Source organism: Bradyrhizobium algeriense (assembly GCF_003062295.1).
Classification (GTDB): Bacteria; Pseudomonadota; Alphaproteobacteria; order Rhizobiales; family Xanthobacteraceae; genus Bradyrhizobium; species Bradyrhizobium algeriense.
In genome coordinates, this window is sequence record NZ_PYCN01000038.1 from 24,307 (window position 1) to 48,103 (window position 23,797).

Consider the following 23,797-nt stretch of genomic DNA (forward strand, 5'->3'; position numbering starts at 1 on the left):
CCTCATCAACCCCGAACGCCGTGCGATTTTGAGATGGACATGCGAATGGAAAGCGCATTGAGGAAGCGCTTGATAAGACGAGGATTGCCCGCAATCTGCGTAGCCGATGTCATCAGTGGCGCAAGCCTATCAGCCGTGTTGAACCGGGCCACGAGATCGGCTGGCAAACTTGTGTGAACGGTTTGCATGAACGCGCGATCAACGCGCTTGCCGCGCCAGCTCTGGCTGAGTTGCTCGCAGACTTTTTTGCGGACGGCCTCTTTCTCATCCGCGTTGAGGCCTGTGCTGTTCTCTACAAACAGCAACATCAAATACGCCCTTACTTCCTGTGTCCCCAGGGGCGGAACGCGAATAGGAACTTGGATGAGCTTATCGAAGTAACTTGTCACCAAGCCTTCATCGACGATCCCATCGAAGTGACGGCGGACAGCGTGACGTATGACAGAGTCATCGGCGGCAATGACAAACGCCGTGTTTTCCAGGAACAAGAAAAGGCAAACGGCCTCCAACGTTGATATCGTCGTTTGCGGAAGGCAGCGGTCCAAATCATCAATCAGCACAATAAGCTTCGTGCCCATTACTTCGAGGGTTGCCTCGCACGATTTGCGGATCGCATGAATTTCTTTAGGCGGCGAGGCCTCGGTGCATGGCTTGATCAGGCCCGATGCCTTGCTGGCGGCATCGGTTACTGTGCCTTCGGCCTTAGCGATGTCGTCAGCGCCAGCATTTCCGGTCGCAATTTTTTTCCCGAGTTCGATGGCTTCATTAAGTATTCCTGTCGGCGGTAGGCCGAGCGAAAGCGCTAAGGCCGATCCTGCGCCAAGTTTCACGGCGCGAAACCAATTCACGCGTTGCAGCAGCTCTTTGGCTTTTTCGAGCCCGGTCCTGCGCTGTTCGGCTTCTTTTGCGAGCGCTGTCGCGATAACTTCCATCAATGCCGCGCGCGCGTCGTCGTATCCTTGATAAAGCCAAGCGTTGAACTCAACAAAAATGAAATCTGACCGCTTGCCCTCGGCGCGCTGTTCGAGCCCAGCGCGAACGAGTCTGATCATTGAGGACTTGCCAGCGCCCCACGCACCAGAAACTCCAATGGAGATCGGTTTGCCCTGAGCCTGAACGATGATTTCAGTAACCGTGTCAGAGACGCCGCTAAAATTTAGAAAGTCGCGGTTAGTGTCGTTCCCACATCCGTGCTGTCGATATGAATTAGGCCGCATGAAGCCGCACCGGCGAACGGAGTCTCCAAGTTTTTGTTTGACGCCCCAATTGAGTTCGAGACTAAAGCACGGCTGAGTCGTGATGCAATGCCAAGCAGCATCGTCATCCGCTTGTCCCTCAATAGCAGGCCCGTGAGTTATAGAATTCGTTGCTATAGCTCATAAATGCAATCATTCTGAGGTATAGCGGAGGTTTCTATAGCTCATGTGGAACTGGGAAAATCCCGATTGGCCCAAATTTACCTTTGATTCGAAGCTCTTAGAGCCCTTCGAAACCAAGTTTCTCGTCAAATCCGGCGAGTTCTTGGGCGCTTTCAAGCATGTCGGCCAGGATGACCGTGACATGCTCAAAATCGAGCTCATCAGCGACGAAGCGGTAAAAACCTCGGAAATTGAAGGCGAGATACTGCGGCGCGAGAGCGTTCAATGCTCGCTGCGTCAGCAATTCGGACTTGAGGGCGACGATACCAACGTCAACGAAGCCGAGCACGGCATCGCGGAAATGATGGCGAATCTCTATAAAAGATTCGCCGATCCGCTGACGCACGACATGTTGTTCGAGTGGCACAAGATGCTGATGAGCGGCGATCGGAAAATCCAGGACATCGGCGGCTACCGCACCCATCCCGAACCGATGCAGGTTGTGACACCGATTGCAGGAAAGCCCAAAGTTCACCTTGTGGCGCCTCCCTCCAACAGAATGAAAAAGGAGATGGATGCGTTCATCATCTGGTTCAATGACGGCGCGCCAGAGGGAAAAAATCCCCTGCCCGCCCTTACGCGCGCCGGTATCGCGCATCTCTATTTCGTTTGCATTCATCCGTTCGAGGATGGTAACGGCCGTATCGGACGCGCCATAGCGGAAAAGTCGTTGGCGGAAAATCTCGGGCAGCCGACGCTCATTGCGCTCGCTTATACGATCGAACGCAAGCGGCGGCTTTACTACGAAGCTTTGGAGCGGAACAACAAAGACCTCGAAATCACCGATTGGCTGAAATATTTCGCGCTGACGATTCTCGAAGCGCAAGAGAGCACAATTAACCGGGTCGATTTCTACGTCGCTAAGGCCAAATTCTATGAGCGCCTTCGCGGTCAATTCAACGAGCGCCAAGAAAAGGTCGTGGCGCGTATGTTCCACGAAGGCATCGATCGGTTCAAGGGCGGCCTGAGTGCGGAAAACTATATCAGCATCACCAAGACATCACGCGCCACCGCGACAAGAGACCTACAAGATCTTGTCGAAATGGGCGCGTTTACGAAAACGGGCGAACTCAGGCACACCCGATACAAACTGAATTTGCCAGAGGACACCTAGATTCGCCTATGCGCCGCTTTGAACATGTCAACCAGTATCGACGCGATAGCACTGAGCTTGATGGAAGGCGCCGGTCAAGGCGGTGACGACGAAGGGCGCTCTCTCAGGCCGAAGTAGTTAAGACACATACTTCGTCATCGGCGCAGGCACTGGTCGGCCGTAAAGCTCTGATGTTCTCGGACTGAGATAGGTATCGGCCACGACAACCGGCTCTACCTTAGCCGGCGCATTCGGGTCGCGGTCATCATTCCCTCCAACCCATCCGACAGGCGAGTACTTTTCCCCGATCGCGCCGAGAATGAAGAGGCTCGCAAGAGTGAGGGCACCGCCGCCCCACACACTGCACGAGCACGATATGCTTCTCGGAACGGAATGCATCGATAAAGATCATCCCAAACAGCCAGGCTCCCCCCACAACAAGCGAAAGGAGGGACACAGCAAACACGACTACGAGAGCCGTGCAGATGACATTGCGCTGCATCAGCACTTTAATGGAATGGCGGAGGTGAGCTAGGCCGATAACAAGCGCAATAACCGAAAAGAGCAGCGTTCCCGCGGTCGTCCAAGTCAGATCTTTAGGAAGGTGAAAGTGCAGCACACCTTCCTTTAGGTGCGCCAGGGTCACAGCAACGCCTGCAATAGCAGCGATGAGAGCAATCAGAGCCTTCATGGACCAGCCTCCTAGTGCATATAGGCTACCCGAACCACGCGAAGCGGTTTGCACCGAAAGCGGCGATCCCAGCGAAACCATGAGCGCGACGACAGCTCATGCGTGTTCGGGGCGCGCAGTAGAGAAATTTGGTGAGGGCTTGCGTACGGTTCGCACGAAGAAAGTTGTGAGATAGAAAAAAGCAGCGAAGATGCATTGCACAAGTTATTGCGGCGGCCGAGAATATGATCTAAGAGTTGCTACCTTTAAGCGAACTCTTTTTTGGGACTTTAATATGAAAAAGTTTCTAGGGCTTTTCCTGATCGCCCAGTTTTTCTTGCTTTCCGCCGAGGTCATGGCGCAGGGGCTTCCTGCTCCCTCGTACTGGAAGAATGAACGAGGTTCGGAACTGTTTGTTTGGTCCAACAACAACGGGGCAATACAGGGGGTTTTCACAAACCATGCTCAAGGGTTTGCGTGCCAGGGCATTCCTTACCCTGCATCGGGAGCCTTCGGTCCAACCGGCTTGTACTTTGTTGTTACTTTTGCCCAATGCAATTCCTTCACCCGCTGGGTCGGAAAGACTCACGGCTCCCAAATGCCCACGTCTTGGACGCTGTTCTACATCGACAAGAATGGTAGACCCAGTAAGTTGAAGGGCAAGGATACATTCACGCGCGTATGGTAGTTTGCGCGCCGACCCGAGGCACCTGCGTCCGCAGTGAATATTTTCTAAGTTATTGATTTTTCTTGTCGTAGCAGGTGTTTCCGCCACGTTTTGTTCACGGTCGTTCCACCGAATTCGTTGCGATTTCGTTGCGGCACCTCTTAAGGAGAACAACTCTCGCTGCCGGGCGTGAGCATCTTTGTGACGTGCATAGGGCAGCAACGTCGGTGTGCGCTGCATGCAGAAAGCAACGCCCGTACTCGCGGCGCAAGGGCATGAAAAGATTTCAACGGCAGCGATCGCCAAGGCTGCAAGGGTCGGCGCCGGGACATTTTACTTATACTTCGGGTCCAAGGAAGAACTGCTTGTCGAGCTCTTCAAGGGCAATGTCGAAAGAACCTGGGACGATGCGTTTACGCTCGTTCGAACGCGCGATACGCTCGTTGAACAGCTCTCCTGCCTGCTAGCGAATACGACAGCAGGTCACGATCGAGATCCCGCGCTGTCCCGCATATTCTTCCGGGAAATTCTGTTTATGCAGCCGCCGGTTCTCGCAGCTGCATCGGACTTTGCCGCATCCGTACTCTATCGCCGGCCTTCTTCGCGCGTCGCAGGACCGAAACGAATTCGCTGCCGAGGTCGACCCAGCATTGCTCGCTCATGTCGTCTTCGATCTTGGTTTCAGTCAATGCTGCGCCATTACAGCGGCGCAGTCACCGCTGACATGCTGGCCCGTCGGCTGTCCTAATTGGGACACGCGACGGAACAAACTAAAACAGTGTCGTCGTTCTCAGGCTCGGGCAAATACAGCAGTGCTATTAGCCCCACCACAAAGATCAAAAATATAAGTCCAGAACGCACAGACAATTACTCTTCATCCAGGTAATCAAGCGGGCTCCCAAACCAGAAATTGCACTCGCGCAAACTCTTTGGCTCTGAGCCACGCCACCCTTCGGCTGGGCTGCTTCTTTCCCGCACTCAGGCATCCAGGCGCTATGTGCGCCGATTGGGTTGCGCAGATGTTCCTTGGGTGCGAAATTCAATCCCCGTTGGGGACGAAGCGAGAATGGAGACGCTTTGAGCGTCGGCGATAACCGGTGGTGCGGCTCTACGGCTTCAAATTAATGGCAGAAGCGGCCCAGTAGGCCGACGTGCGCTCCCAGTGGAAACTGTGCTTGGACCGCACGCTTCGCTCCCAAGCCGCATCAGGTTGTACTGTAACCAGATCGCTTGCCGCGCGTCGCGCTTGCTGGACCGAAACAACGTCTCCCCATACGCACCCATGCAAACTTGGTAGAAATGGCTAGCTATGTACGGCTCCTGTACTGTTTCACCGAATTGAGATGGGCTTAACCCGGTCGTGAAGAGGGCCATGCTAAACGCTCGATAGTAACGATCTGTCGATATTGTTTAATGCAACGCGTGCCCCGTCGACGCTTAGATTCCGCTTTCGAGCGTCATTTTCGACGGATTTCACCACGCCGATTATGCACTTGTGTTGGCTTCGACCCAGCGATCGGTTTCACCGACGTCAAGGTGATCGCGAGTTTGGCGAAGTGCCCAACGGTCCGCGCGCTCAGAATTGCGTTCGGGTGACCCGCATTGTCCCCATTTTTAATCTGCGCTAAGGGGAAAACGAACCAAGGATGGAACTCCTGACATCGATGCCGCCGGATTTGCCCAGCGCAGCAAGACAGCTCGGCAGTGGCGCTGCTGAGATTCAGGAGGTGATCCGACGATTCGTATGGGAAATCAGATCGATCAATTTGGGTCTGGAGGAACTTCGCCAATTCCAGGCCAATGTACTTGGGATTACTGGGCCACAATGGATGCCCGATGGGGTCGAACTACGTCCGCGTCGTAGGTCAAGACGAGATGATACTGATTTCGTCATTCGCCGAAGCAGAGTTCCGAGAACTTGGCGCAGAGTGGATTGAGCAACTCGTAAAGAAAAGCTCGCACCAAGACCGTATGACCTCGAACAACCGATAGGGAAAGAGCAGTACGACCTCTCAGACGACTACCCGAACACATATGGCCGTGATGAGATTGTGTGTCCGTTTTGTACGACCACGTTTTGGCGACTGTTGGAAGCACCGAACAGATACCGGCACAGAGAAGTGCGTTTGCGGAAGCGAGTTTCGTTGGACTCGAAACGTAGCCGCCAAGTAAGCGATCGGATTGGTTTGCCGTGACGGAATTTCCGGACGCGGGCCATCTCTTTAAGGGGGAGCATCTTCCGTCTCTCAGCCCCTCACGCGCGGCGAGTTTTCGGATCATGCTGAGGATGCTTGAAACGAGCCGCCTGAGGGATTTTCACTTCACCGTCGAGAACGAGGCCGAGGGCTCATGGCCGGTGTTTGGCTGGCCATGAATTGTCGCATCGATGTTAGGGGTGTGCAGCCAGTTTGAGGATGGCCGCCTTTTTTGCTCAGCGAGGCTTAGCAAGAAGGGCCAAGTTCGAGGCGGATCCATTGCTAGCCGGGAGTGAAAGCAGGGATCTCCAGCCCTCGCTCACGAAGCCGCCTCTTTTTGGCAAATTATTGCCAATTAGCCCGATTTTCGACATTTCGGATCACTTTGAGCCAGAAAACGACAAATTGGGTTGATTTTCGACCCGAGAGCCGATAAGTTGTTTTCGACAATGTTACTATTTTTGTGGCAAAATTCGACACTCCATATGGATTTTCGACCATGCGGCTGAACTTTGCGGAGACAAAGGCTTTCCAAGGCAAGGCACTGCCTACCGAGACCCAACTCGTCGGGCTGTCAGCATTGGTCCAGATACTATCGGTTGCGGCACCCGTCCGTCGGCCTAGCGCCGTGTCGGAAAAGCATATCCGTGGCAGCCACCGGGATGAAGGCGACTGGCGGCTGTTCGACAAGAGATATTGGCCCGGCGACAATTTTGCAGATCACCTCACCTTTGCCCTGCGCCACGAAGACCTCGATCTCCTCGTGCTCAAGCGCGTGTTCAAGACGGTCCCGAAGGCAGAAATCCGTGACTTCGTCACAGCGGCACCAACCGGTGTGCCCGCGCGCCGGGTCTGGTTCCTCTACGAAATGCTAACCGGCGAGACGCTCGACATTCCGGATACCCCGAACGTCGCAGCTGTCGATTTGTTCGACCCGAAGGCTTATTTCACAGGCAAACCCAAGCTGTCAAAACGGCACCGCGTTCGCAACAATCTGCTCGGAACGAAAGATTTCAGCCCAGTCATCCGAAGGACTTCCGCGCTCGTTGCCCTCACAGAGAGTGGTCTTGCGGAAAAGGCCCGCGAGACCGTCGGGCGTACCGGCGGCCATGTGGTCTCCCGCGCCGCGAGTTTTCTGTTGCTCGCCGATAGCCGCGCAAGCTTCGAGATCGAAGGCGAACGCCCGCCCAGGAACCGGCTGGAGCGGTGGGGACGCGCTGTCGTGCAGGCAGGCAAGCATGCTCTGACCCTTGAAGAGATCGTGCGGCTACATAGCGTCCTCATCGAAGACACCCGGCTCATTCATCCAGGCCTTCGGCCAGATGGCGTTTTTCTGGGAGAGCGAGACCATGAGAACAATCCGCTGCCTGAGTTCATCGGCGCCAGACCCGACGACCTGACCAGCCTCATGAAAGGCCTGATCAACGCTAACGCGCGTATGCGCGATGACGGGATTGATGCCGTTCTACAAGCGGCAAGCACAGCTTTCGGGTTCGTCTATGTCCATCCGCTTCAGGACGGCAACGGACGCCTGCATCGCTGCCTCATCCACCATGTTCTGGCGGAGCGGAAATTCACGCCGCCAGGCATGGTGTTTCCGGTGTCGTCCGTCATGCTCGACCGGATTGATGACTACCGCACTACCCTGCAGTCCCATTCCGGGCCCTTGATGGAGTTTATCGACTGGAAACCGACATCGGACAGGAATGTCGAAGTGCTGAACGATACCGCCGACCTCTACTGCTATTTCGATTGCACCGACGAAGCGGAATTTTTGTATCAGTGCGTCAAGAGAACGGTGGAGCACGATCTGCCGCACGAAATCGATTATCTGCGCCGTCACGACGAAGCCCGCCGCAAAATCATGGACACGGTTGAAATGCCGGATCGCCTTGCAGACGACCTGCTTCTGTTCATCCGGCAGAACAAGGGCGTGCTTTCCAAGAAAAGAAGGGAGCGCGAATTCGAGAAGCTAACGGACGATGAGGTTGCAAGCATCGAGGCCGTTGTCCGGGATGCATTCGAAGGATTTGAAGATAGCTCAAACGAGCAAAATCACGCCCCGTAAGCTTTCGCGACAAAATCCCTTATGTCGCTGATCAAACTTGTGCAGCCGATTGAACAAAAAAATCGGGACAGCAGAAACCGACAAGTGAAGGCGATTCTCCGCGACGGCTGTCGCGAGCCTCTCTCGCGACTATGACCCCGTGACGGCGAAGTTGGGCGCTCCTCTCACTCTGTCATGCCCAGCGGTCTCACGACCGCGCGCCTTGTCCTCGAAGATTGGCGCATGCGCGCCGAACAGCAGGGAGGCAATCTACGGCTGACCGCATCGACCCAGGCCGGCGAGGTAGACAGAGGTGAGTTCGATCCCTTTCAGGGTGGGAATGATGAAGAAACCGCTCGCGTGCGGCAAGCCGTGTAGACAGCGAAGATGGGTAGTTCGGCCCTTCGACCTAGCGGGGACATCTTCGCGTTCCCTCACCTGCGAGCCAAAGGCCGAGGTGGGGCGCGTCCATCCGAAACTGCGAGCGAAGAGCGCAGGGCAAGACCTGGTTGCGCGTCTTCGCTTGCCGGCCGCACGAGGTAGGTGCTGACGTTCATGCCGTCAGCCGGCCTGCTTCGACGGGAGGCAATTGCGCTTCATCGGCTTCGGTTGCTCGGGAGCGGCCACCTCCGTCTCTACCGGCACCTCCGCAGCCATCGGGCGCGTTTCCATGAAATTGAGGAAGGCACGTCCCTTTTCGGTGATGCGCCAGCCACCGTTCATGCGCTCAACGAGTTCTTGCGAAAAGATGTCGAGGTTCGGCACACGGGCGGCCAAGCTCTTGGTGCGCTCGGCCCAGTCCCGACCGCTCGTCGCTAAAATGGCCATGTCGCGCTTAAGCTCCGCCATCCTTGCGAAGCCGTCCGGATAGCTCAGCAGGATCTTCAGGACTGTGACCTGGAAATTCACCTGAGTGACAACATGATGTTGTTCGCGCGTGCACGCGGAGCGTACTCATCGAATGACATCAGAACCAGTTCATAAACGCTTGCCACAGACCTTTGATTGCGTCCCAAAGACGTCCCCAGAAGCCTCGTTCTCTCCTGTAGCGTTCGGTATGAGCCTGCTGGCGCGCGCGCTGGTCGCTGGCCCGGTTGGCCGCGATCTGCTTCGGGGTAAACGCGGGCGCCCATTCTATGCGATTGTCCCTGATCCAATAGTGCGACTGGCAGCCCGCGCTCCAATTGCCGATGGACGGAGTTAGGCTTACGGCCCCGTCCTCAGTTTCTAGCCGCCACCGGCCGGGCTTGAGCGGTGTCACGATCTTAGTGCCACATCCGCAACAGCAGTTATGCGCCGCCGTGCGGAACTTGAGGGAGATGTAAATAACTCCGTTGTCGAGAACTTTGGGTATGCGCTCGACGAGCTCGGGCCGGATGGCATCGATCCTGTTCATATGGAATCACCCTTCGCGAGAAGGCTATTTGCAATTGTATAAGAGACAAAACGCTCCTTACCCAAGTTGAAATAAAAGCCACGCAGCTTCTTCCAAGCGATTACAGCCAAACACGCGTTAAGTGCATTGAGATCGGCAACTTGGATATTCTTGTCGTACTCATTATTTGCGTCGTCCGTGGCGAACGATATGCGAGACCGCGCGCGTTCTCGGGCGTCGGGTAAGCTAAGGATGCTGCGGAGCATACCGCCAATTGAATTTCGCTTGGCATACAAGCCTATTCCGACGTCCGCGAACGGCGTCCCGAGCGCTTCCAGCTTGTCCACGACCGCGCGCTTCGCAGCTCCTCCTTCCATGCAAAGGAAGACAAAGGACATGCTGCCTAGCTTATCCGCGTTGGTCGCATCGATATGGATGGGATGTGGAATAATTCCACGATGCATACGGGCGTAAATCGACGCGAAGTATTCCACCTTGAGCGGCTGCGCTCGCAAATCTTCGATTTCGGGTGCGCCTGGCGCCCGGAAAGCATTGTGTGTCAAGAAGCGGTCGGCATCAAAAATATGGATCTGCTTGACGGGAGTCTTGGCGACCATATCGAGCACGTACGATCCGGTTCCGCCAACCCCGACGATTGCGATCGCATCCTCCGCAAGCCTCGCGGTAATTGTGTTGATTTCCGCTCTTGCGGACGCAGTATCGAGGTAATTGAATGGTAAGTTGTCGTCCTCAGGCTCAATGACCTTGTGGGTTTTCGCTGTGACCAAAGGGTCTATGGCAGCAACGTGCTTACCGAGGAGCGCGACATAGGCCGTCATCTTTTCATGGTAATTTTCATAGTGCCCGCGCGCCGGCTTTCGGGAAAAGGAATGTTGGGCGACGAACCCGTGGCCAACATCGTACGATCCGCTCTGATGCTTCAGAACTTCGAGCGGCTTACCGTTACTGTCGCAAGGATATTCGCCGATAAATTTGGCCGTGTGATCTTGCGGCTGAGCCGTAACGTCGCCAGCAAGATCGAGGTTCGATGCCAGCGCACCGACCGCGATTTCACGCTTGCTGTTGACATAGGGGACGTCGTGAACGACCAAGTAGCCGGCGCCCGTTACCTGGACGTTATATCCCTCCCTGCGCAACAGTTCTAAATCGGAGCTACGATCGATTGGTATGATCGACATCGAAAATGGTGCCATGTTTTCTCACGGTAACCGTGCCGTTTGGAGGAAGGTCACCGTGATGCGGGACACTCTTTGCGTGTTCGAAGCTCACCGTGAATTCCGGGTCTTGCCCGGTCGGCGGAACCGGAAAGGCGATTTTCACGAGTTCATCGAACGTCAAGACATCATGATCGACGACGACGGGGTCGGTGTTGACGATAATGACGTAATGCTTTTCGGGGGCTTCACCACGATGGAAGTGCTGGTCTTGTGTGAGATCGATCTTTGGACTGTCGATTCGCACTAACCTGTCTTCTTGGTTACCCTCGCCCCCCTTGTACAGCACCTGACCTTCGGGAACCTGCCCGAGTTCATAAAGGCCAACGCCTGTCGTCGGGTTCGGCGAGTGAAGCGGTTTCTGATCGATATGGATACGCACGTCCGGCTTGTCGTCCGACATGATGGCCTCGTTGGTCTAGCGATAGTGCAGATTTTCGCTTTTGGAGGTGAAACTGGATTGCTTCTCTGGAGGCGACACTGACTTTGATCTCTAAATGGGATTCGTCAGGGAAAGATCGATGGGGCTTAGGCTTGCTTCCGGAGTCAGCGCTGAAGTCGCCCCAAGATTGGATCGGATGGAGAGGCGGACCATTCTTGCCAGCACAAGGGTTACGTCAGCGTGGCGACGGTTTCGGCTGCATCGTTTCGATGCCGGCCTGGCTGGCCAGCCGCACTGGACCAGTGCTCGGACCGCCTTAGTTCGCTTCCCAGCCGCATCACGTTGTACTGCAGCCAGATCCTTTCCCGCTTCACGCGGTTGCTGCGCCGAAACAACGTCTCCGCATAGATGCCCATGCGGAGTCGGTAGAAATGCCCAGCCATGTCCTGCTCTTATGCTGTTTCGCCGAACTGAGATCGCATCATTATTGACCTTGCCGACCCCCAACAGTCGGCTCGTGAAAGAGGGTTACGTTTAACTCTGTACAGTAACGACGTGTCGATATTGATAAATGCAAGGGGTCCCGGGTTGATGCCTAAATTCCGCGTTCGAGTGTCTTTTTCGACGGATTTCACCACACCGATTTGGATCTGCGAGGCTGGCGCGTCTGGAAGGCATCTTTGAATGGCCGGCGGCGGATGTCACGGATCAGTCGGCCGAGCGGGGTGGTCAGGAAGCGCAGCTCGTGACGGCGGCGGTTGTCCAGGCTTCTAGGCCGCGCGCAGCACCTGGCGGATAAAGGTTTTCGGCCATGGCGCACGCGTATTCCGACGACGGAATGGTCGGTGAAGCCGTCGGGTGCTTTTTGCAGAACGCCGCCGTGATGCGAGCCAGGCGCTCTCGCGCAAGCCAAGCTTCGTCGCCTCGCTTTTAGCCGCTGCGGCAACCCAGCCATCGGCGATTTAACTGACGCCAGGGTGATCCGGAAGTTCGCCGAAGTGCCGGACGATCTGAGCGCGCTGTGAATTGGTTCGCGCGGACAGCATTGTCAATATTTTTGGTCTGCGCTAAGGGAATCAACGAAGGATGGAACTCCTGACATACGATGCCGCCGGATTTGCCCAGCCCAGCAAGACAGGTCGGCGGTAGGTCTCCTGAGACTCAGGAGGTGGGCCGCCGATTCATGTGGGAGATCAGATCGATCAATACGCATATGCCGGCGCAGGGATCGATCCGATTGCGATTGATTGTGTACGCTGACCACAATCCGAAATAGTTGTCCTAAAAGGGGAGTATTTGCGGGATCAGGCAAGGTCATGTTGGGGAAACGCTCGGACGGCATGGGCAGCGGGATGACGCCAACGGTTCGCCGCGACAAGTGCGCGCCCGCGCAATGATGCGGGCCGTTGCCGAAGGCCTCGTGAGGATTGGGCTCGCGCAGCCCGTGGTAGTTCTCGCCATCTACGAGCACGGGCGGTACACCGAAGAGGTTTAGGCGACCGCCGTTGGTTGCGAGAGGCTCCTTCACGGCACTAGGTAAGGCAACCTGAGACGTGTATTTTCAGCAACTCGATAGGTCGCAGGCTTCCAATACCCTCAACGATTTTTCTAAAACACAGTTAGAAAACTCACTACTGCCAACGCAGTCATCGATCGCTTTGTTAGTTTGATTTGTCACACAGCCTGAGTAATTGTGGCCCTTGTCTTCCCCGAATTTCTGCCGAAATTTAGCGAGGCAGGATTTGCTCGCTCTTCCAGTCTGCGCGATCCACTTGTCACGATCGATAGGCTCCGCCTGCACAAGCAGCGTCGACCCAAGCAGCATCGCGATGACCAAAGCATATCGCATGTTCTTATCTCCGCCGGTTAAATCGGACGATACATGAAAACGCTGGACGGCACTCTACATAGGCGCGTCCTAGACTGCTCCGGACCGCAGAGCGCCCATACCCGCGTAGTTTCTCGCGCTGGTGGCCAGAGTCCGTTGTGGGTCAATCGCTTCGGTCTGACGCACCATCCCGAAATCATAACCCTGCTTCAGCCTGTTAGCCGGGCGACCTAGACTGATGATGTGCAATCTCTATTCGATCACAACAACAAGTCAGGAAGCGATCATCCGGCTGTTCCGCGTGATCAATCGCTACGTTGGAAACCTCGCCCCAATGCCGGGGGTCTTCCCCGACTATCCGCAGCACCGACAACGGCACTGAGCTAACGATGATGCGCTGGGGTATGCGGCCGCCACCGAGGATTGCCGTCCCTCCGGTCACGAACATCCGGAACACCTCGCCGCCGCACTGGCGCGGCTGGCTGAAGCCGGACAGCCGCTGCTTGGTGCCCGTGAACAGCTTTGCCGAATACTCCCAGAGCCCAACCCCGAGACCAAGAAAGAGGACGTCGTCTGGTTTACCCTGAATGATGGCCGCCCGCTATTCGCATTTGCTGGCATCTGGACCGAGTTCATAGGCCCTCACCTCGTCTACGGTTTCCTGACGACATCGGCGAACGCAGTCGCGGAGCCGATACTCCCAAAGGCTATGCCGGTGATCTCGACTGCGGGCGAACACCGCGACGTGCGGATGCGCGCGCCGTGGGGTGACGGGAAGGCGCTACAAAGACCGCTGTCGAATGGACTTATGATCGTAAAGCGGGGTGCGGATAAGGAAGACGCTGTTCGGGCCCTATTACAACGGCCAGATTTCTAAGCCTCTACCAACAAGCGTAACTTTGCATCGTATCGAACGCTTTGCTCGCCAACGAGGGCCATTGCATCCGCCTTGGCACTGGCATCATTCTAGGTCCCAAGGAATCCGATGTATTGGACCCGGGCCGCCATCGGTCGCTCGGTCGGGGTATGTTCTTGACTAGTCATTTTACCCTGCCGCCTTCCAGCGGAACACTCATAGCTCCCCATGTAGAACGCAAAGGCGTCGCCGCCGTGTATCTGGCCATCGCGCAGTATCAGGACGCCGCCGACTTCAGCGGCTGTGCCGTCGTGTGCTGTAGCGCTCAACGAATAGAGTCCATTCTTAATCATTACCTTTTCTTGCGCCGCTTCAGCTTTGCTTTGATGGCGGTCCAGTCAATGTAGTCATAGTCGCCGGACCACGAATAGACCTCGACACCGCACACCTGGCATCTGAACGTGCCAACGTCCTGCAACACCTGACGATATTGCGTTGCTTTGTAACCTGCGTTGCAGTTCGCGCAACAAAATACGACGATGATCTTCGCGCCGGTAGCTATCCGGCTATTCTCACGTTTGATTGATGGTCTTGCTGGCACTAGTCAACCGAGCCCGAAACGACACGAATAAGTTCAGTCGTGATGTCGATTTGCGACCGGCAAAACGCGAACTGTAATGCCGTAGCTTCCGAACGATCTATGGCGCGCGCAACCTTTCGGGCGTAATCCATCCGCACGGCAACAATTCGCTCTAGCAGGGCGAGCGATTGCGCAGAGGTCGGCGCGCCCAATTTACTCACTGCATCGAAGAACAGCGCCAGCGCGCTTTCGGCATTATCAATTCCGATTGCGCCGAGTTCGCGTAGTGGTGCGGGCACCTCTATCTTGGTTTCCATCATCGGTGGTGCCAATCAATTGGCGTGAACCGAAGCCTCCGTCTTTCCATTTCTTCGCGAAGCTCGTCCGCGTAGGCGCGGACCCCATCACCAGCAAAGCGGTAGCGGCTTCCAGCATCTAAGACGACTTGCTCACGGACGTTCTCGTAAAACGCCAATAGGCGTTCGTCCTTCATTTGGGAATAGTTCATGGATCGCCTAAAATGTTGCCGAAAATGACATTTTAAGCCGCGCTTCGGCATTGTGCCAAGGGAAATTTCGTTTTATGCAAAGATAAGCGCATCAAGCGCGGCGCAAAGAGGACAGCGGCGAAAAAATTCACGGCGTCCGCCGCGAAAGTAGCATGCTACGATTCTTCGCGGTGGTTGGGCGTCGGGAACGCGAAATGAACCTTCCGACTCATCGAGAGCGACAGGTCATGCAACGCCTCCGTGGCGGTGCCTGGATCAAGGCTTTCACCCTAGCGAACTCACCCAAGACAATCCAAAACTTGCTTGCGAAAGGCTGGATCGAGAGCCGCGGTACCGCAGGTGAATTAGCCTACCGCCTGACTGATAAGGGCCTGGAAGCAAAAAGGGCGCCGGTGCAAATCTGCCCGAAGAAGGCCTCAGCTACCCTCTGAGAGCCTTCAGCCAAGAGTGCCCCGGCGGGAAAGATAGCCGTTTACGACCTTGAGACCAGTACTCGTCAGATCGCCAACGGAGGTCTCAGCCGCCGCGATGATCTGTTCGGCAATAAATTTTCGAATGGACTCATGGTCCCGGTCCGGCGGAAGCTTCCGACAAGCATATTCAAGCGCCGCCGTCATGTTAGCGAGAGTGGTTTGGTCGAATTTCAAGCAGTGAGTTCATAGGTCTCGCCGTCGTTGACAATAAACCATACCGCATGCGCGTAAAGATACGCTTCCCCGACGCGAACCTATCCCGGCCAGATCGTCCCAGTGAACCGTTATGTCGAGTGGGTGTTCAATTCTAAGCGCAAAGATACCCACTGGGAGAAACGGAAGCTGAAGAGAGCCGCCATTCGGGAAACCAGTTTCACCAATCAATCGCCAAGCCTGCCAAAGTAGCGCTAGTCTGAGGCTGAGGTTGGATACATCGCCCGGAGTGTCGGGCGCGTGCGAATAGTCCGGCTTGTCACAAATTGTACGCCGACTTCCTGGCCGTTTAACCGGACCAACTCGCACCGCCGGAAGGCCAATCCTGTCTTTGAAAGCAATAGGAAAAACTGACGTGATCGCAGGACATCTGTCGATCCATCTATTCGAAGACACGCGCCCGTCTCAGAAACATCAACGAGTACGCAATCACGCCGCCAGGTGCCATCAGCGCCCAAGAGAGTGGCTCGGTACTCATGTTCAAATTGAATGCGCTTCGCTTTTCGCTTATCTCGGTTCATACATTCACGCCGTTCAGTAGCACCTTCAAGAGCGATCTAGAAAGCCGAGACACGAATTACTCCTCCGGGTGGCGCCTCGCTTCCGCCTCCTCCCGACAGGCAGTTGGTAATCAGTCAGGATGCTATCCCGTCAGCTCGCTATTAGCCGCGATACGCCAGAGACACAGGCCATCCTCTATTTCAAAGCGCGCGTCCACGCGGCGCGAAACTCGACCAAGGCATCGGCTTTAAATGAAAGCAAAAGCGAGCAGGCTCGAGCAGAGCAGCGCAAGGCCTGCCGCGGTCAGTGCCAGCAGGCTGCCGGAGACAAGATCATGATTGCGCATGAAACATCCTCGAGTGCAGCGCAAGGAGAGCGCCACTTGCTGCCTTCGTTCGACGTTCAATACATAAAACATTACTCGAATTCACTGCACTATTCCTGCTGCTGCTACGAAAGAACGCATTTTTCCAGCGTGATCGGCGGACGGTTCGCCGTCTTACGGCGACGACAAAGAATATCCACGTTTGCGAATTCCGGCCGTGAAAGAGACCAGCTCTTCGGCGTTTCCAGGCCTAACAAGCGAGGTTGCTAGAGGCCGAGACATTTACACCAATGTCGGGGCACACGTCAGCGCCAGCCGAAACGGCAGGCCGCTGGTATCCGCGAGTGCATGAATCTTGCTGGTCAATCCGCCCCGAGACCGTCCCATCGACGGCCTCCGGTTCCGTGTGATGCACGCGCCATGCTGATACACGCGGACAATGAAGGTGTCGTTCATCTGGACAGCCGTGTCGCGGGCAGCGGCAAATGCGTCCATTATAGGCGGGCGCTCCCTGGGAGTAATCGAAACCGATGATGACGCTGACCGATCTGGAGCTGGAATTCATGAACCGACTCGCGTCCGCGCCCTGGACCAGCACGCCGTTTTTCGACCACGGCTGATCGAACTGGAGCTCGTCAAGGCGGAGCCGCTCGCCTCGGACGAGATTGAGTATCGGGTCACCGAGGCCGGAAGGCGGCCGTCCGCGACGGTCGGCGATCGTTCCGAGGCTTCTCACCGCCACATCGTGGGCGCCTCGCTGAGCGCCCCTTGCGGCCGACCCGCTTCAGGCTGTCGGCCGTGGTCCCGCCCCGCCTTGCCGCTTCAAGGATTTTCGCGGCCACCTGCGTTCGGGTGCCGGTTTCGTACCGCGACACGCCTTGACAGGCATCGTCGAGGACCGCGCAGTAGCGCGGTGGTCTGGGCGTCGAACATCGGAGATTGCCCCTCAGTCGTCCAGACCGAGGATAACTAACGCCGCGTGTTCCAGGATTCACGAAGGTTAAAGCGCGCCAGAAAATTTCAAGGGCTACCGGTCGGCACCGCTCGCCGCTGCTATTGCCCCGCCCGGCGCAGAGCGGTCTCCAGCTTCTCCTTCTGCTTCTCCCAACGGGTCTCTTCGGCTTGTGCCGCTTTTCGAGTGTGGCGCGCTGGGCTTCGATTTCGGCGACCCCTCCTGTCGTGCTCCCGCCTGCCCTGCTCGATGCCGCTTGGGCCCTGGCGACTGCCTGCTGGCGGCGCTCATGACTTTGCTCGACCGAGCTACACCATCACGGGGGACACGACCTTTCTCACTGGCCGCCCCGTCGCGTTCTCGATTAACTCGCGCTGTGATCTCATCACACCGCTACTTGCTGCGATATTGCTTCACTACCGCTCAGTATCGGTCCCGATAGGCGCCGCGCCGCTGGCGCGCGAACGCGTACTGGGGATTGATCCCGCAATAGGCGTTAGTACCGCTCGCCGTGGCCATGCATTGGGCGTAGCTGGAGAACTGGCAATTGCCGGGATAGCCCCATATGCGCCCTTGCAAGCAGTAGCTATCCGGCCCAGCAGGCGCGGGCGAAAAATCATAGGTCTGAGCCCGGGCTTGCCATGCTGCCAAAGCCATACCCACGGTCAGAATTGTCAAAGCCAAAGTGCGCATTGGATCCTCCTCGAAGTCGGCACCACAACGCTAGTGCGCTTAGGCAGCAGGCAATATTGATCCAAGTCAATTCACGTTCTCGATCACAAATACGCAGGTGGTAGTCCGGAATAGGTTAGAATAGCAGGATCGCGATGCTCAGCATGACGGCAGACAAGATACCAATCCTCATCGTGCCGACCTTAAAAGGAAGATCTGCTCCCTGATAAATCTGCAATAAGGATCTTCGCGACCGGCAATACTGTCAGGATGATGATGAGACCGCCAACTGAAGCGCCCTACTTCTTTAGGGACCTCTTTAGGGACCTCGGCAGAACGGTTGCGAACGGTATGCTGGCGAGCGGTCGCCCAGCTTCATCCGCGATGACCAAAACCTCTGGAACGTCTGGCATACCGCTCTTGATCGCTTCGGCTAAAAGCTCGCGTGTGGCTAGTACAGCCTCATTCTCAGCCGCAGATAAATCTGGTAGCTCTGTTCCTTCCTCATCGAGCGTTATTTCGTTGCCGGCACTTAGGTGAAAGTAGAAGCGTCCCAAGGCGAACTCCGATTGAACAGAAACCTATTTGGTGAGTTGGTTTTCGCAGAGGCCTACCACGCTGGGCATGAGGCACCGAGCACCGCCAATTGGACCACACGCCAAAAAGTTGGCTTGGCTCGCTATGGACGGAGAATTACCATTCCACGGAACGTTGACGTTCCGGGGACCGCACTATTTCGCTCTCGAGCCGCACGGCGTCATTGTCTTTGCCGGCGCCAACAGTCGGCTCGTGCAACAGGGTTACGTTCGATCCTGTACAGTAACGACATGTCGATATTGATAAATGCAACGTGTCCTGCGTTGACGCTTAAATTCCGCGTTCGAGCGCCTCTTTCGACGGATTTCACCACACCAATTGTCCGATAATTGCGGAAGTATTTAGGTCTGCGAGGCCGGTGCAAGCGCTTTCCGGAAGACATCTTCGAAGAGTGCCCCCGGATCTTGCGGCAGACGATCAGCCGGCCGAGCGGGGTGCGCAGCTCGTCGCTAAGGGAAGCAAACTCAAGGATGGAACTCCAGACATCGATGCTGCCGGATTTGCCCAGCCCAACAAGACAGGTCGGCAGGAGTCCCCCTGAGATTCAGGAGGTGATCCGGCGATTCGTGTGGGAAATCAGATCCATCAATTTGTGTCTGGAGGGACTTCGCCAATTCCAGGCCAATGTACTTGGCATCACCGGTCCACAATGGATGATCTTGATGGCTTTAGCTGACTTGGACAGAGAAAACGGTGTTCCGGTCAACGTGGTGTCCAAATTGATGCACGTTGACCCTTCGTTCGTTACGACCCAATCAAAGCTGCTGGAGAAAAAAGGCTTCCTGCGGCGCAAGCCCTCCACTAGCGATGCCAGGGTCGTGCAGATGTCGCTGACGGACAAGACTTACAAGCATCTCGCGAGCGTCGCCGCACAACAGGAAGCGCTCGATGAATTTGTTTTTGGTGATTCCGGTGTTCACGAATTGACTGAGCTGGCTAACAGGCTCACTGCTCTCAGGCATCGCCTAGAGAAAGCTCGCTTGAAAGTCGCTCTAGAGTTCTGAAGACCAAAAACGCACAATCGTCTTGAATTGACGCCCTGACTTGATCATGTCTGATCGAATTCCAACCTTCAATGTTTTCTTGAAGCGGCACGGGCGAAGGTGGTTGTGGTCGGTCTACACGATCGAAGGCGCGCTGGTCATGACGGGTTCAGGAAGCAACCGATCCGCTGCCAGCTATGAAGCCAATAGGGCACTTTTTCTATTGCTGCTGAGCGCGCCGTATCATTTGCGACTTTCGGGTCGAGCGATCCAAGCTAATCAAGGGGCCCACCCTCGGGTATGAGCGAATTTTGCATAAAACGATGTCGGAATGCAGCACTTTTTATCATCGCGAATGAAAGATTCCAAGCGTTATCATCGCGAATGAAAGATTCCAAGCGCTACCGACGAGGCAAGAGAGCCGAAGCATGTTTCTCCTCAACCAGCACACCGACCACCGCGCTCCCCACGATGCCTCGGACGCCGACACGTTGGGCGTGGAAGCCGCTCGCGAGGTCGAGCGGTCTCTCAAGCATCGCGATGGCCACAAGGAAACCCCTCTCATTTCTTTGCCGGGCCTTGCCCGCGAGATTGGAGTGGGTTCGATCCATCTAAAGGACGAAGGCCATCGTCTCGGCGTTGGTAGTTTCAAAGCCTTGGGCGGTTCCTATGCTGTGATCCGTCTGGTGCTCGAGGAAGCAACTCGGCAGCTCGGTCGCGATGTTGACGTGTCCGAGCTGCACACACCTGAAGTGGAGACCGTGGCAAGAGGTATGACGGTCTCTTGCGCCACGGATGGCAACCATGGCAGATCAGTTGCTCAAGGTGCCCAGCTCGTTGGTGCAAAATGCGCCATCTTCGTTCATTCAGGCGTAAGCAACGAGCGCATCGCCGCCATCGCCCGCTTTGGCACGCAGATGGTCCGCGTCGACGGCAACTATGACGATTCCGTCGTCCAGGCATCCCAAGTTGCGGCTCAAGAAGGTTGGATCACGGTGTCTGACACGTCCTGGCCTGGCTACGAGCGCATCCCGCGCTTCGCAATGCAGGGATATACCGCACTTCTGAGCGAAGCACTACGCCAGTTGTCGGAGCCGCCGACGCACGTCTTCATCCAGGCAGGCGTCGGTGGGATCGCCGCAGCCGTTGCTGGACATCTATCAGTTCTGTTGGGCGACGACCGCCCGTTCTTCACCGTGGTCGATCCCTCGCGGGCAGCATGCCTCTTCGAAAGCGCGCGGGCCGGGCATCCTGTCAAGGTAGATCATGGGCAATCGACCGTGATGGCGATGCTCGAATGCTACGAGCCTTCGCTCGTCGCTTGGCGCATCCTTTCACGCGCCGCGGACGCCTTTATGACTGTCGACGACGAGGACGCAATCAGCGTGATGAAGCTTCTGGCAAATCCGAAGGATGGCGATCCCGCTGTCGTTGCAGGCGAAAGTGGTGGTGTTGGCCTCGCAGCCTTACTGAAGGCTGCTTCTGACCCGACCTTGCGTGGCAGGATTGGTCTTGGACCCAATGCACGGGTCTTTCTGATCAACACCGAGGGCGTCCTCTCCTGTACGAACAGCTCGTCGGTGCGACGCCAGCGCAAGTGACCGCGAAGAATATTAAACCGGTCAAGAACAGGTCAACGGATGGGGCGAACCCGTGAGCCTTTCGTAAGCCGTCCCGTCCGCACGCCCTGGGAGACTGGCCAGCGTTCGGCGCTTACAGAACGCTCATCGCCACGCGGAGGCCGGCGCCCTGCGCGGCGCGGGCTTCATGTCCCTTCGAACAGGGCACGCGGGACCGGCTTACACAGAATGAGGGGGTTTTGAGTTGTGCCGGTGCTCTCCGACTTGTCGGCCGGGCTCAAAGCCGGCATCACAAACTTCATCGCTGTCAATGGGGCGCCGGCAAATCGACGCTCACGCAAATCTCGCAGAAGATGAATCCGGGACACGGCCCAGTGCGCGTTGCCGCCGAGGATCTAACCGCGATCGCCCGGCAGCATTACGTTTCGCACGTTGACTAGCTAAGCCGTGTAACGGCAACTTGAGGCGTGGGCCGATCTGCAAAGCCGGCCTTCAAGTACAATGCTGAATTGGGGCTACGGCTCCACATCGGTTGCCTCGGCGCCCCCACTTCAAGCTGGCCCCAGCCTTTTACCGTCCCCAGGCCCACCGCAGCCTCAATGAGACGCATCGCGACTCCAGACGATCGCTGATCCGGCACCACGTAGAGTTCGGTGATAATGCCGTAGGTTCCACGCGCAAAAAGGGCGGCGCTTTCAGACAACATAATGAGGCCGACCGGGCGTGCCTCCGTGAAAGCCAGAAACCCATAGACGCGCTCTTTCATGGCCAGCAGGTCGACAACAAGCTGGGCATCTGGTCCGTCCTGCATTTGTCCGCCCTCAAGTTCGCCAAGTAGCGCAGCAACCATGTGCGTCACCGTTGTGGCGTCATCGATAGACACTTCACGCGTGGTCACCATGTCATATCCTTTTCCAAATTCAACCAACATACAACCCTGGTCCAGCGGCGGCATCGGGGCAGGAGGCCACCGCAGCACCGGATACAAACCAGATATGCCGCGCGGTTGAAGGTCAGATGACGCCTCAGTTCACACTGAGGTGATAGCGTCTTCGTGTCGCTCCCAGCTAACAATATCCCAGAGAATCGAAAGATAACTCGTCGAACATCGTATTGGTCGCACGGAGCGCTCTCTTCTTCTTTGGACCTGCGTGTCGCCCACATTGCTCGGACGTTGCAGGAGCGGGGCTGACCGCTTGCGAACAGGCTCACGGATTTGGATCTACTTTCCCCTCGTAGATCAGCTCGAGCGGCAGGCCGACCAGTGATTTGCCGGATGCAGTCCCGAGCATCACGTTCGACGGCCGCATTGCGATGGCTGCGCGCGTCGCGGAAGGAACGTTCCTCGGCCAGCGGTGACAACCGAATTGCTCACCTTGTCGAAGGTGTTGTTGGGCATCATAAGCTTCCCTGACCGGCATCATTGCCTGAGATAAATCTCTCAGAGAATTGTCGAACGCGCGAGTCCAAGACACACTGTTTTTGCCTGCGTTTAGATAATCAGTTTTTCTAATTTCTCATCGGACGCGCCATTTGTTGCCGCGCGATGAAGAACATCGCGAACGCCCAACGAATTGCAACTTGGTCGTTGAGCTCGCGATTGAGGCCAGCTTCTCTCGTGTTCTTCGAATAGACAATATCCCGCCCTGATGAGCCGGGTTCACGGCCAGCCATCGCATTGCCGTTAAATGTTTCCTGAAAGTATCGTCAGGCCGTGTCGTGCGAGATCGTCTCTATCGTTCACTTGGATCACCTTACGATCTGTTTGTTGGAAGACTCTTTTAATGCTGGCGGACACGCGTAACAGCGTGAAACGGTCACGGCATTTCAGCATAATCGCTTAGGTCGTCGCTCAAGCGGTGGGCTTCTGCCATTCCCTAATCAGGAAGTGTCCAGCGCTTCGCTCGATATGGAGTGGCAAGCTCATTGAGATAACGTGCAAATGTGGACAATGAGAGTAGCCGGTTCCACCAATACGCCCGCGCCGGTCCCGCCGGGCGGCCCTGCGTACCGGAAAGGTCGAGCCCGAAAATGGCGAGCACAGCTGCGGCAACGGCCAAGAGGATAACGGCCGAGGCTGCAATGGCTGCGACATTGAAAGAGGGTCTCGGCCTGACTCGCGACGAACGTTGACAGCATTGTGTCACGCAGTCCACCGAGGTCCGCTAGTGTGATATAGCAGCCGAGGCAGAGCACGAAGACTAGCAACGAGCCGCTGCGCACGCCGGGCAGGCCGAGCGGGAAGAATACCCGCCAGAATGCGGCAAGTGGGCGAGCCCCCATGCTGCGGGCTGCTGACATCAGCGCCTTGTCGATGCCGAGCATGACGCTGACCAGAGGCAGAATCATCACTTGGAGCATGATGTGCACCATCCCCACGTAGACGGCCAACCGGTTGTAAATCAGCGGCAGCGGGCTGGAGATTAGCCCGAATTCGAGCAGCATGTTTGTTCACCATACCGCCGCCGCCGGCATCACGATCCACGCGTATGTGCGCAACCAGCAGGCTCGTCAGTAGGGGTGCGTATTCCGACGATCGCGACCACCCGCTACGACGGATTGTGACCACCCATTCCGATCGATCGCGACCAGTGTGATGGTGCCGTCAGGTGCATTTTCTGATCTCAGTGTTTTGGCTCGACGTCAA

19 protein-coding genes and 3 pseudogenes are annotated in these 23,797 nt (G+C 56.4%); 7 read left to right on the forward strand and 15 right to left on the reverse strand.

Translation table 11 applies throughout. The annotated features are described in order from the left end of the window. Positions 1-5 precede the first annotated feature (5 nt). Entirely contained in the window at positions 6-1,217 is a 1,212-nt protein-coding gene (locus C7G61_RS46390; protein WP_244608635.1) for a KAP family P-loop NTPase fold protein, read from the reverse strand. A 205-nt stretch (positions 1,218-1,422) separates the two neighbouring features. On the opposite strand from C7G61_RS46390, the gene C7G61_RS36910 reads away from it, so the two are divergent. Continuing rightward, complete coding sequence (locus C7G61_RS36910) at positions 1,423-2,532, forward strand: Fic family protein (protein ID WP_057854510.1); 1,110 nt, start codon at positions 1,423-1,425, stop codon at positions 2,530-2,532. Between the two features lie 244 nt (positions 2,533-2,776). Here the strand turns inward: C7G61_RS36910 and C7G61_RS36915 are convergent, their stop codons facing one another. Then, positions 2,777-3,202 (reverse strand): hypothetical protein, encoded by a 426-nt coding sequence (locus C7G61_RS36915; RefSeq protein ID WP_108522612.1) that lies wholly within the window; start codon positions 3,200-3,202, stop codon positions 2,777-2,779. A 274-nt stretch (positions 3,203-3,476) separates the two neighbouring features. Between C7G61_RS36915 and C7G61_RS36920 the strand changes: the two genes are divergently transcribed. The 3 genes from C7G61_RS36920 (at position 3,477) to C7G61_RS36940 (ending at position 8,111) form a co-directional block, all read left to right on the forward strand. Continuing rightward, on the forward strand, positions 3,477-3,869 hold the full coding sequence (locus tag C7G61_RS36920; RefSeq protein WP_057854504.1) for an avidin/streptavidin family protein: 393 nt from the start codon (positions 3,477-3,479) through the stop codon (positions 3,867-3,869). A 217-nt stretch (positions 3,870-4,086) separates the two neighbouring features. Beyond that, a complete protein-coding gene (locus tag C7G61_RS36925) occupies positions 4,087-4,596 on the forward strand; it encodes a TetR/AcrR family transcriptional regulator (protein WP_108522613.1) in 510 nt (169 codons plus the stop codon). A gap of 1,946 nt (positions 4,597-6,542) precedes the next feature. Beyond that, positions 6,543-8,111 carry a Fic family protein gene (locus C7G61_RS36940; RefSeq protein ID WP_108522615.1) on the forward strand — a complete coding sequence of 523 codons (1,569 nt, stop codon included), beginning with the start codon at positions 6,543-6,545 and terminating at the stop codon, positions 8,109-8,111. Between the two features lie 540 nt (positions 8,112-8,651). Here C7G61_RS36940 and C7G61_RS36950 read toward each other — a convergent pair. From C7G61_RS36950 to C7G61_RS36970, 5 genes are all read right to left on the reverse strand, one after another. After that, positions 8,652-8,999 carry a hypothetical protein gene (locus tag C7G61_RS36950; RefSeq protein ID WP_057849681.1) on the reverse strand — a complete coding sequence of 116 codons (348 nt, stop codon included), beginning with the start codon at positions 8,997-8,999 and terminating at the stop codon, positions 8,652-8,654. A 58-nt stretch (positions 9,000-9,057) separates the two neighbouring features. Beyond that, a complete protein-coding gene (locus C7G61_RS36955; protein WP_057900959.1) occupies positions 9,058-9,486 on the reverse strand; it encodes a ubiquitination-like system serine protease family protein in 429 nt (142 codons plus the stop codon). Continuing rightward, entirely contained in the window at positions 9,483-10,679 is a 1,197-nt protein-coding gene (locus C7G61_RS36960; protein ID WP_244608636.1) for a ThiF family adenylyltransferase, read from the reverse strand. The genes C7G61_RS36955 and C7G61_RS36960 overlap by 4 nt, the downstream gene beginning before the upstream one ends. Further along, positions 10,639-11,103 carry a multiubiquitin domain-containing protein gene (locus C7G61_RS36965; protein ID WP_108522617.1) on the reverse strand — a complete coding sequence of 155 codons (465 nt, stop codon included), beginning with the start codon at positions 11,101-11,103 and terminating at the stop codon, positions 10,639-10,641. Before C7G61_RS36965 ends, C7G61_RS36960 begins: the two co-directional genes overlap by 41 nt. Positions 11,104-11,312: 209 nt before the next feature. Next, the gene (locus C7G61_RS36970; RefSeq protein ID WP_057849677.1) at positions 11,313-11,525 is read right to left on the reverse strand and encodes a hypothetical protein; all 213 of its coding nucleotides are present in this window, start codon (positions 11,523-11,525) and stop codon (positions 11,313-11,315) included. A 1,626-nt stretch (positions 11,526-13,151) separates the two neighbouring features. Here C7G61_RS36970 and C7G61_RS46405 point away from each other — a divergent pair. Continuing rightward, positions 13,152-13,787: pseudogene (locus tag C7G61_RS46405) on the forward strand (SOS response-associated peptidase family protein). A 579-nt stretch (positions 13,788-14,366) separates the two neighbouring features. Here C7G61_RS46405 and C7G61_RS37000 read toward each other — a convergent pair. From C7G61_RS37000 to C7G61_RS47630, 6 genes and pseudogenes are all read right to left on the reverse strand, one after another. Then, a complete protein-coding gene (locus C7G61_RS37000; protein ID WP_108522621.1) occupies positions 14,367-14,666 on the reverse strand; it encodes a phasin in 300 nt (99 codons plus the stop codon). Between the two features lie 625 nt (positions 14,667-15,291). Further along, positions 15,292-15,501, reverse strand: a complete 210-nt coding sequence (locus C7G61_RS37015; RefSeq protein ID WP_145963756.1) for a hypothetical protein — start codon at positions 15,499-15,501, stop codon at positions 15,292-15,294. A 233-nt stretch (positions 15,502-15,734) separates the two neighbouring features. Next, positions 15,735-16,061 carry a PilZ domain-containing protein gene (locus C7G61_RS37020; RefSeq protein WP_082656127.1) on the reverse strand — a complete coding sequence of 109 codons (327 nt, stop codon included), beginning with the start codon at positions 16,059-16,061 and terminating at the stop codon, positions 15,735-15,737. Positions 16,062-16,669: 608 nt separating this feature from the next. Further along, positions 16,670-16,864: pseudogene (locus C7G61_RS37025) on the reverse strand (IS5/IS1182 family transposase); the annotation flags it as partial. A gap of 877 nt (positions 16,865-17,741) precedes the next feature. Beyond that, a complete protein-coding gene (locus tag C7G61_RS37035) occupies positions 17,742-18,011 on the reverse strand; it encodes a DUF3551 domain-containing protein (protein WP_082656128.1) in 270 nt (89 codons plus the stop codon). A gap of 278 nt (positions 18,012-18,289) precedes the next feature. After that, on the reverse strand, positions 18,290-18,547 hold the full coding sequence (locus C7G61_RS47630; protein ID WP_108522625.1) for a DUF6894 family protein: 258 nt from the start codon (positions 18,545-18,547) through the stop codon (positions 18,290-18,292). 528 nt (positions 18,548-19,075) lie between these two features. On the opposite strand from C7G61_RS47630, the gene C7G61_RS37045 reads away from it, so the two are divergent. Together C7G61_RS37045 and C7G61_RS37050 are read left to right on the forward strand one after the other, a co-directional pair. Beyond that, a complete protein-coding gene (locus C7G61_RS37045) occupies positions 19,076-19,591 on the forward strand; it encodes a MarR family winged helix-turn-helix transcriptional regulator (RefSeq protein WP_190242143.1) in 516 nt (171 codons plus the stop codon). A gap of 407 nt (positions 19,592-19,998) precedes the next feature. Further along, positions 19,999-21,227: pseudogene (locus tag C7G61_RS37050) on the forward strand (diaminopropionate ammonia-lyase). Between the two features lie 359 nt (positions 21,228-21,586). On the opposite strand, the gene C7G61_RS37055 reads toward C7G61_RS37050, so the two are convergent. Beyond that, on the reverse strand, positions 21,587-22,051 hold the full coding sequence (locus C7G61_RS37055) for a GNAT family N-acetyltransferase (RefSeq protein ID WP_244608637.1): 465 nt from the start codon (positions 22,049-22,051) through the stop codon (positions 21,587-21,589). 1,022 nt (positions 22,052-23,073) lie between these two features. Beyond that, the gene (locus tag C7G61_RS37060; protein ID WP_244608638.1) at positions 23,074-23,595 is read right to left on the reverse strand and encodes an ABC transporter permease; all 522 of its coding nucleotides are present in this window, start codon (positions 23,593-23,595) and stop codon (positions 23,074-23,076) included. Positions 23,596-23,797: the final 202 nt, after the last annotated feature.

Excerpts from the sequence above, each read along its gene's own strand:
- C7G61_RS46390 (WP_244608635.1), bottom strand. The coding sequence starts at position 1,217 with ATGCGGCCTAATTCATATCGACAGCACGGATGTGGGAACGACACTAAC.
- C7G61_RS36910 (WP_057854510.1), top strand. The coding sequence starts at position 1,423 with ATGTGGAACTGGGAAAATCCCGATTGGCCCAAATTTACCTTTGATTCG.
- C7G61_RS36915 (WP_108522612.1), bottom strand. The coding sequence starts at position 3,202 with ATGAAGGCTCTGATTGCTCTCATCGCTGCTATTGCAGGCGTTGCTGTG.
- C7G61_RS36920 (WP_057854504.1), top strand. The coding sequence starts at position 3,477 with ATGAAAAAGTTTCTAGGGCTTTTCCTGATCGCCCAGTTTTTCTTGCTT.
- C7G61_RS36925 (WP_108522613.1), top strand. The coding sequence starts at position 4,087 with ATGCAGAAAGCAACGCCCGTACTCGCGGCGCAAGGGCATGAAAAGATT.
- C7G61_RS36940 (WP_108522615.1), top strand. The coding sequence starts at position 6,543 with ATGCGGCTGAACTTTGCGGAGACAAAGGCTTTCCAAGGCAAGGCACTG.
- C7G61_RS36955 (WP_057900959.1), bottom strand. The coding sequence starts at position 9,486 with ATGAACAGGATCGATGCCATCCGGCCCGAGCTCGTCGAGCGCATACCC.
- C7G61_RS36960 (WP_244608636.1), bottom strand. The coding sequence starts at position 10,679 with ATGGCACCATTTTCGATGTCGATCATACCAATCGATCGTAGCTCCGAT.
- C7G61_RS36965 (WP_108522617.1), bottom strand. The coding sequence starts at position 11,103 with ATGTCGGACGACAAGCCGGACGTGCGTATCCATATCGATCAGAAACCG.
- C7G61_RS36970 (WP_057849677.1), bottom strand. The coding sequence starts at position 11,525 with ATGGCTGGGCATTTCTACCGACTCCGCATGGGCATCTATGCGGAGACG.
- C7G61_RS37000 (WP_108522621.1), bottom strand. The coding sequence starts at position 14,666 with ATGATGGAAACCAAGATAGAGGTGCCCGCACCACTACGCGAACTCGGC.
- C7G61_RS37020 (WP_082656127.1), bottom strand. The coding sequence starts at position 16,061 with ATGAACCGAGATAAGCGAAAAGCGAAGCGCATTCAATTTGAACATGAG.
- C7G61_RS37035 (WP_082656128.1), bottom strand. The coding sequence starts at position 18,011 with ATGCGCACTTTGGCTTTGACAATTCTGACCGTGGGTATGGCTTTGGCA.
- C7G61_RS37045 (WP_190242143.1), top strand. The coding sequence starts at position 19,076 with ATGCTGCCGGATTTGCCCAGCCCAACAAGACAGGTCGGCAGGAGTCCC.
- C7G61_RS37055 (WP_244608637.1), bottom strand. The coding sequence starts at position 22,051 with ATGGTGACCACGCGTGAAGTGTCTATCGATGACGCCACAACGGTGACG.
- C7G61_RS37060 (WP_244608638.1), bottom strand. The coding sequence starts at position 23,595 with ATGCTGCTCGAATTCGGGCTAATCTCCAGCCCGCTGCCGCTGATTTAC.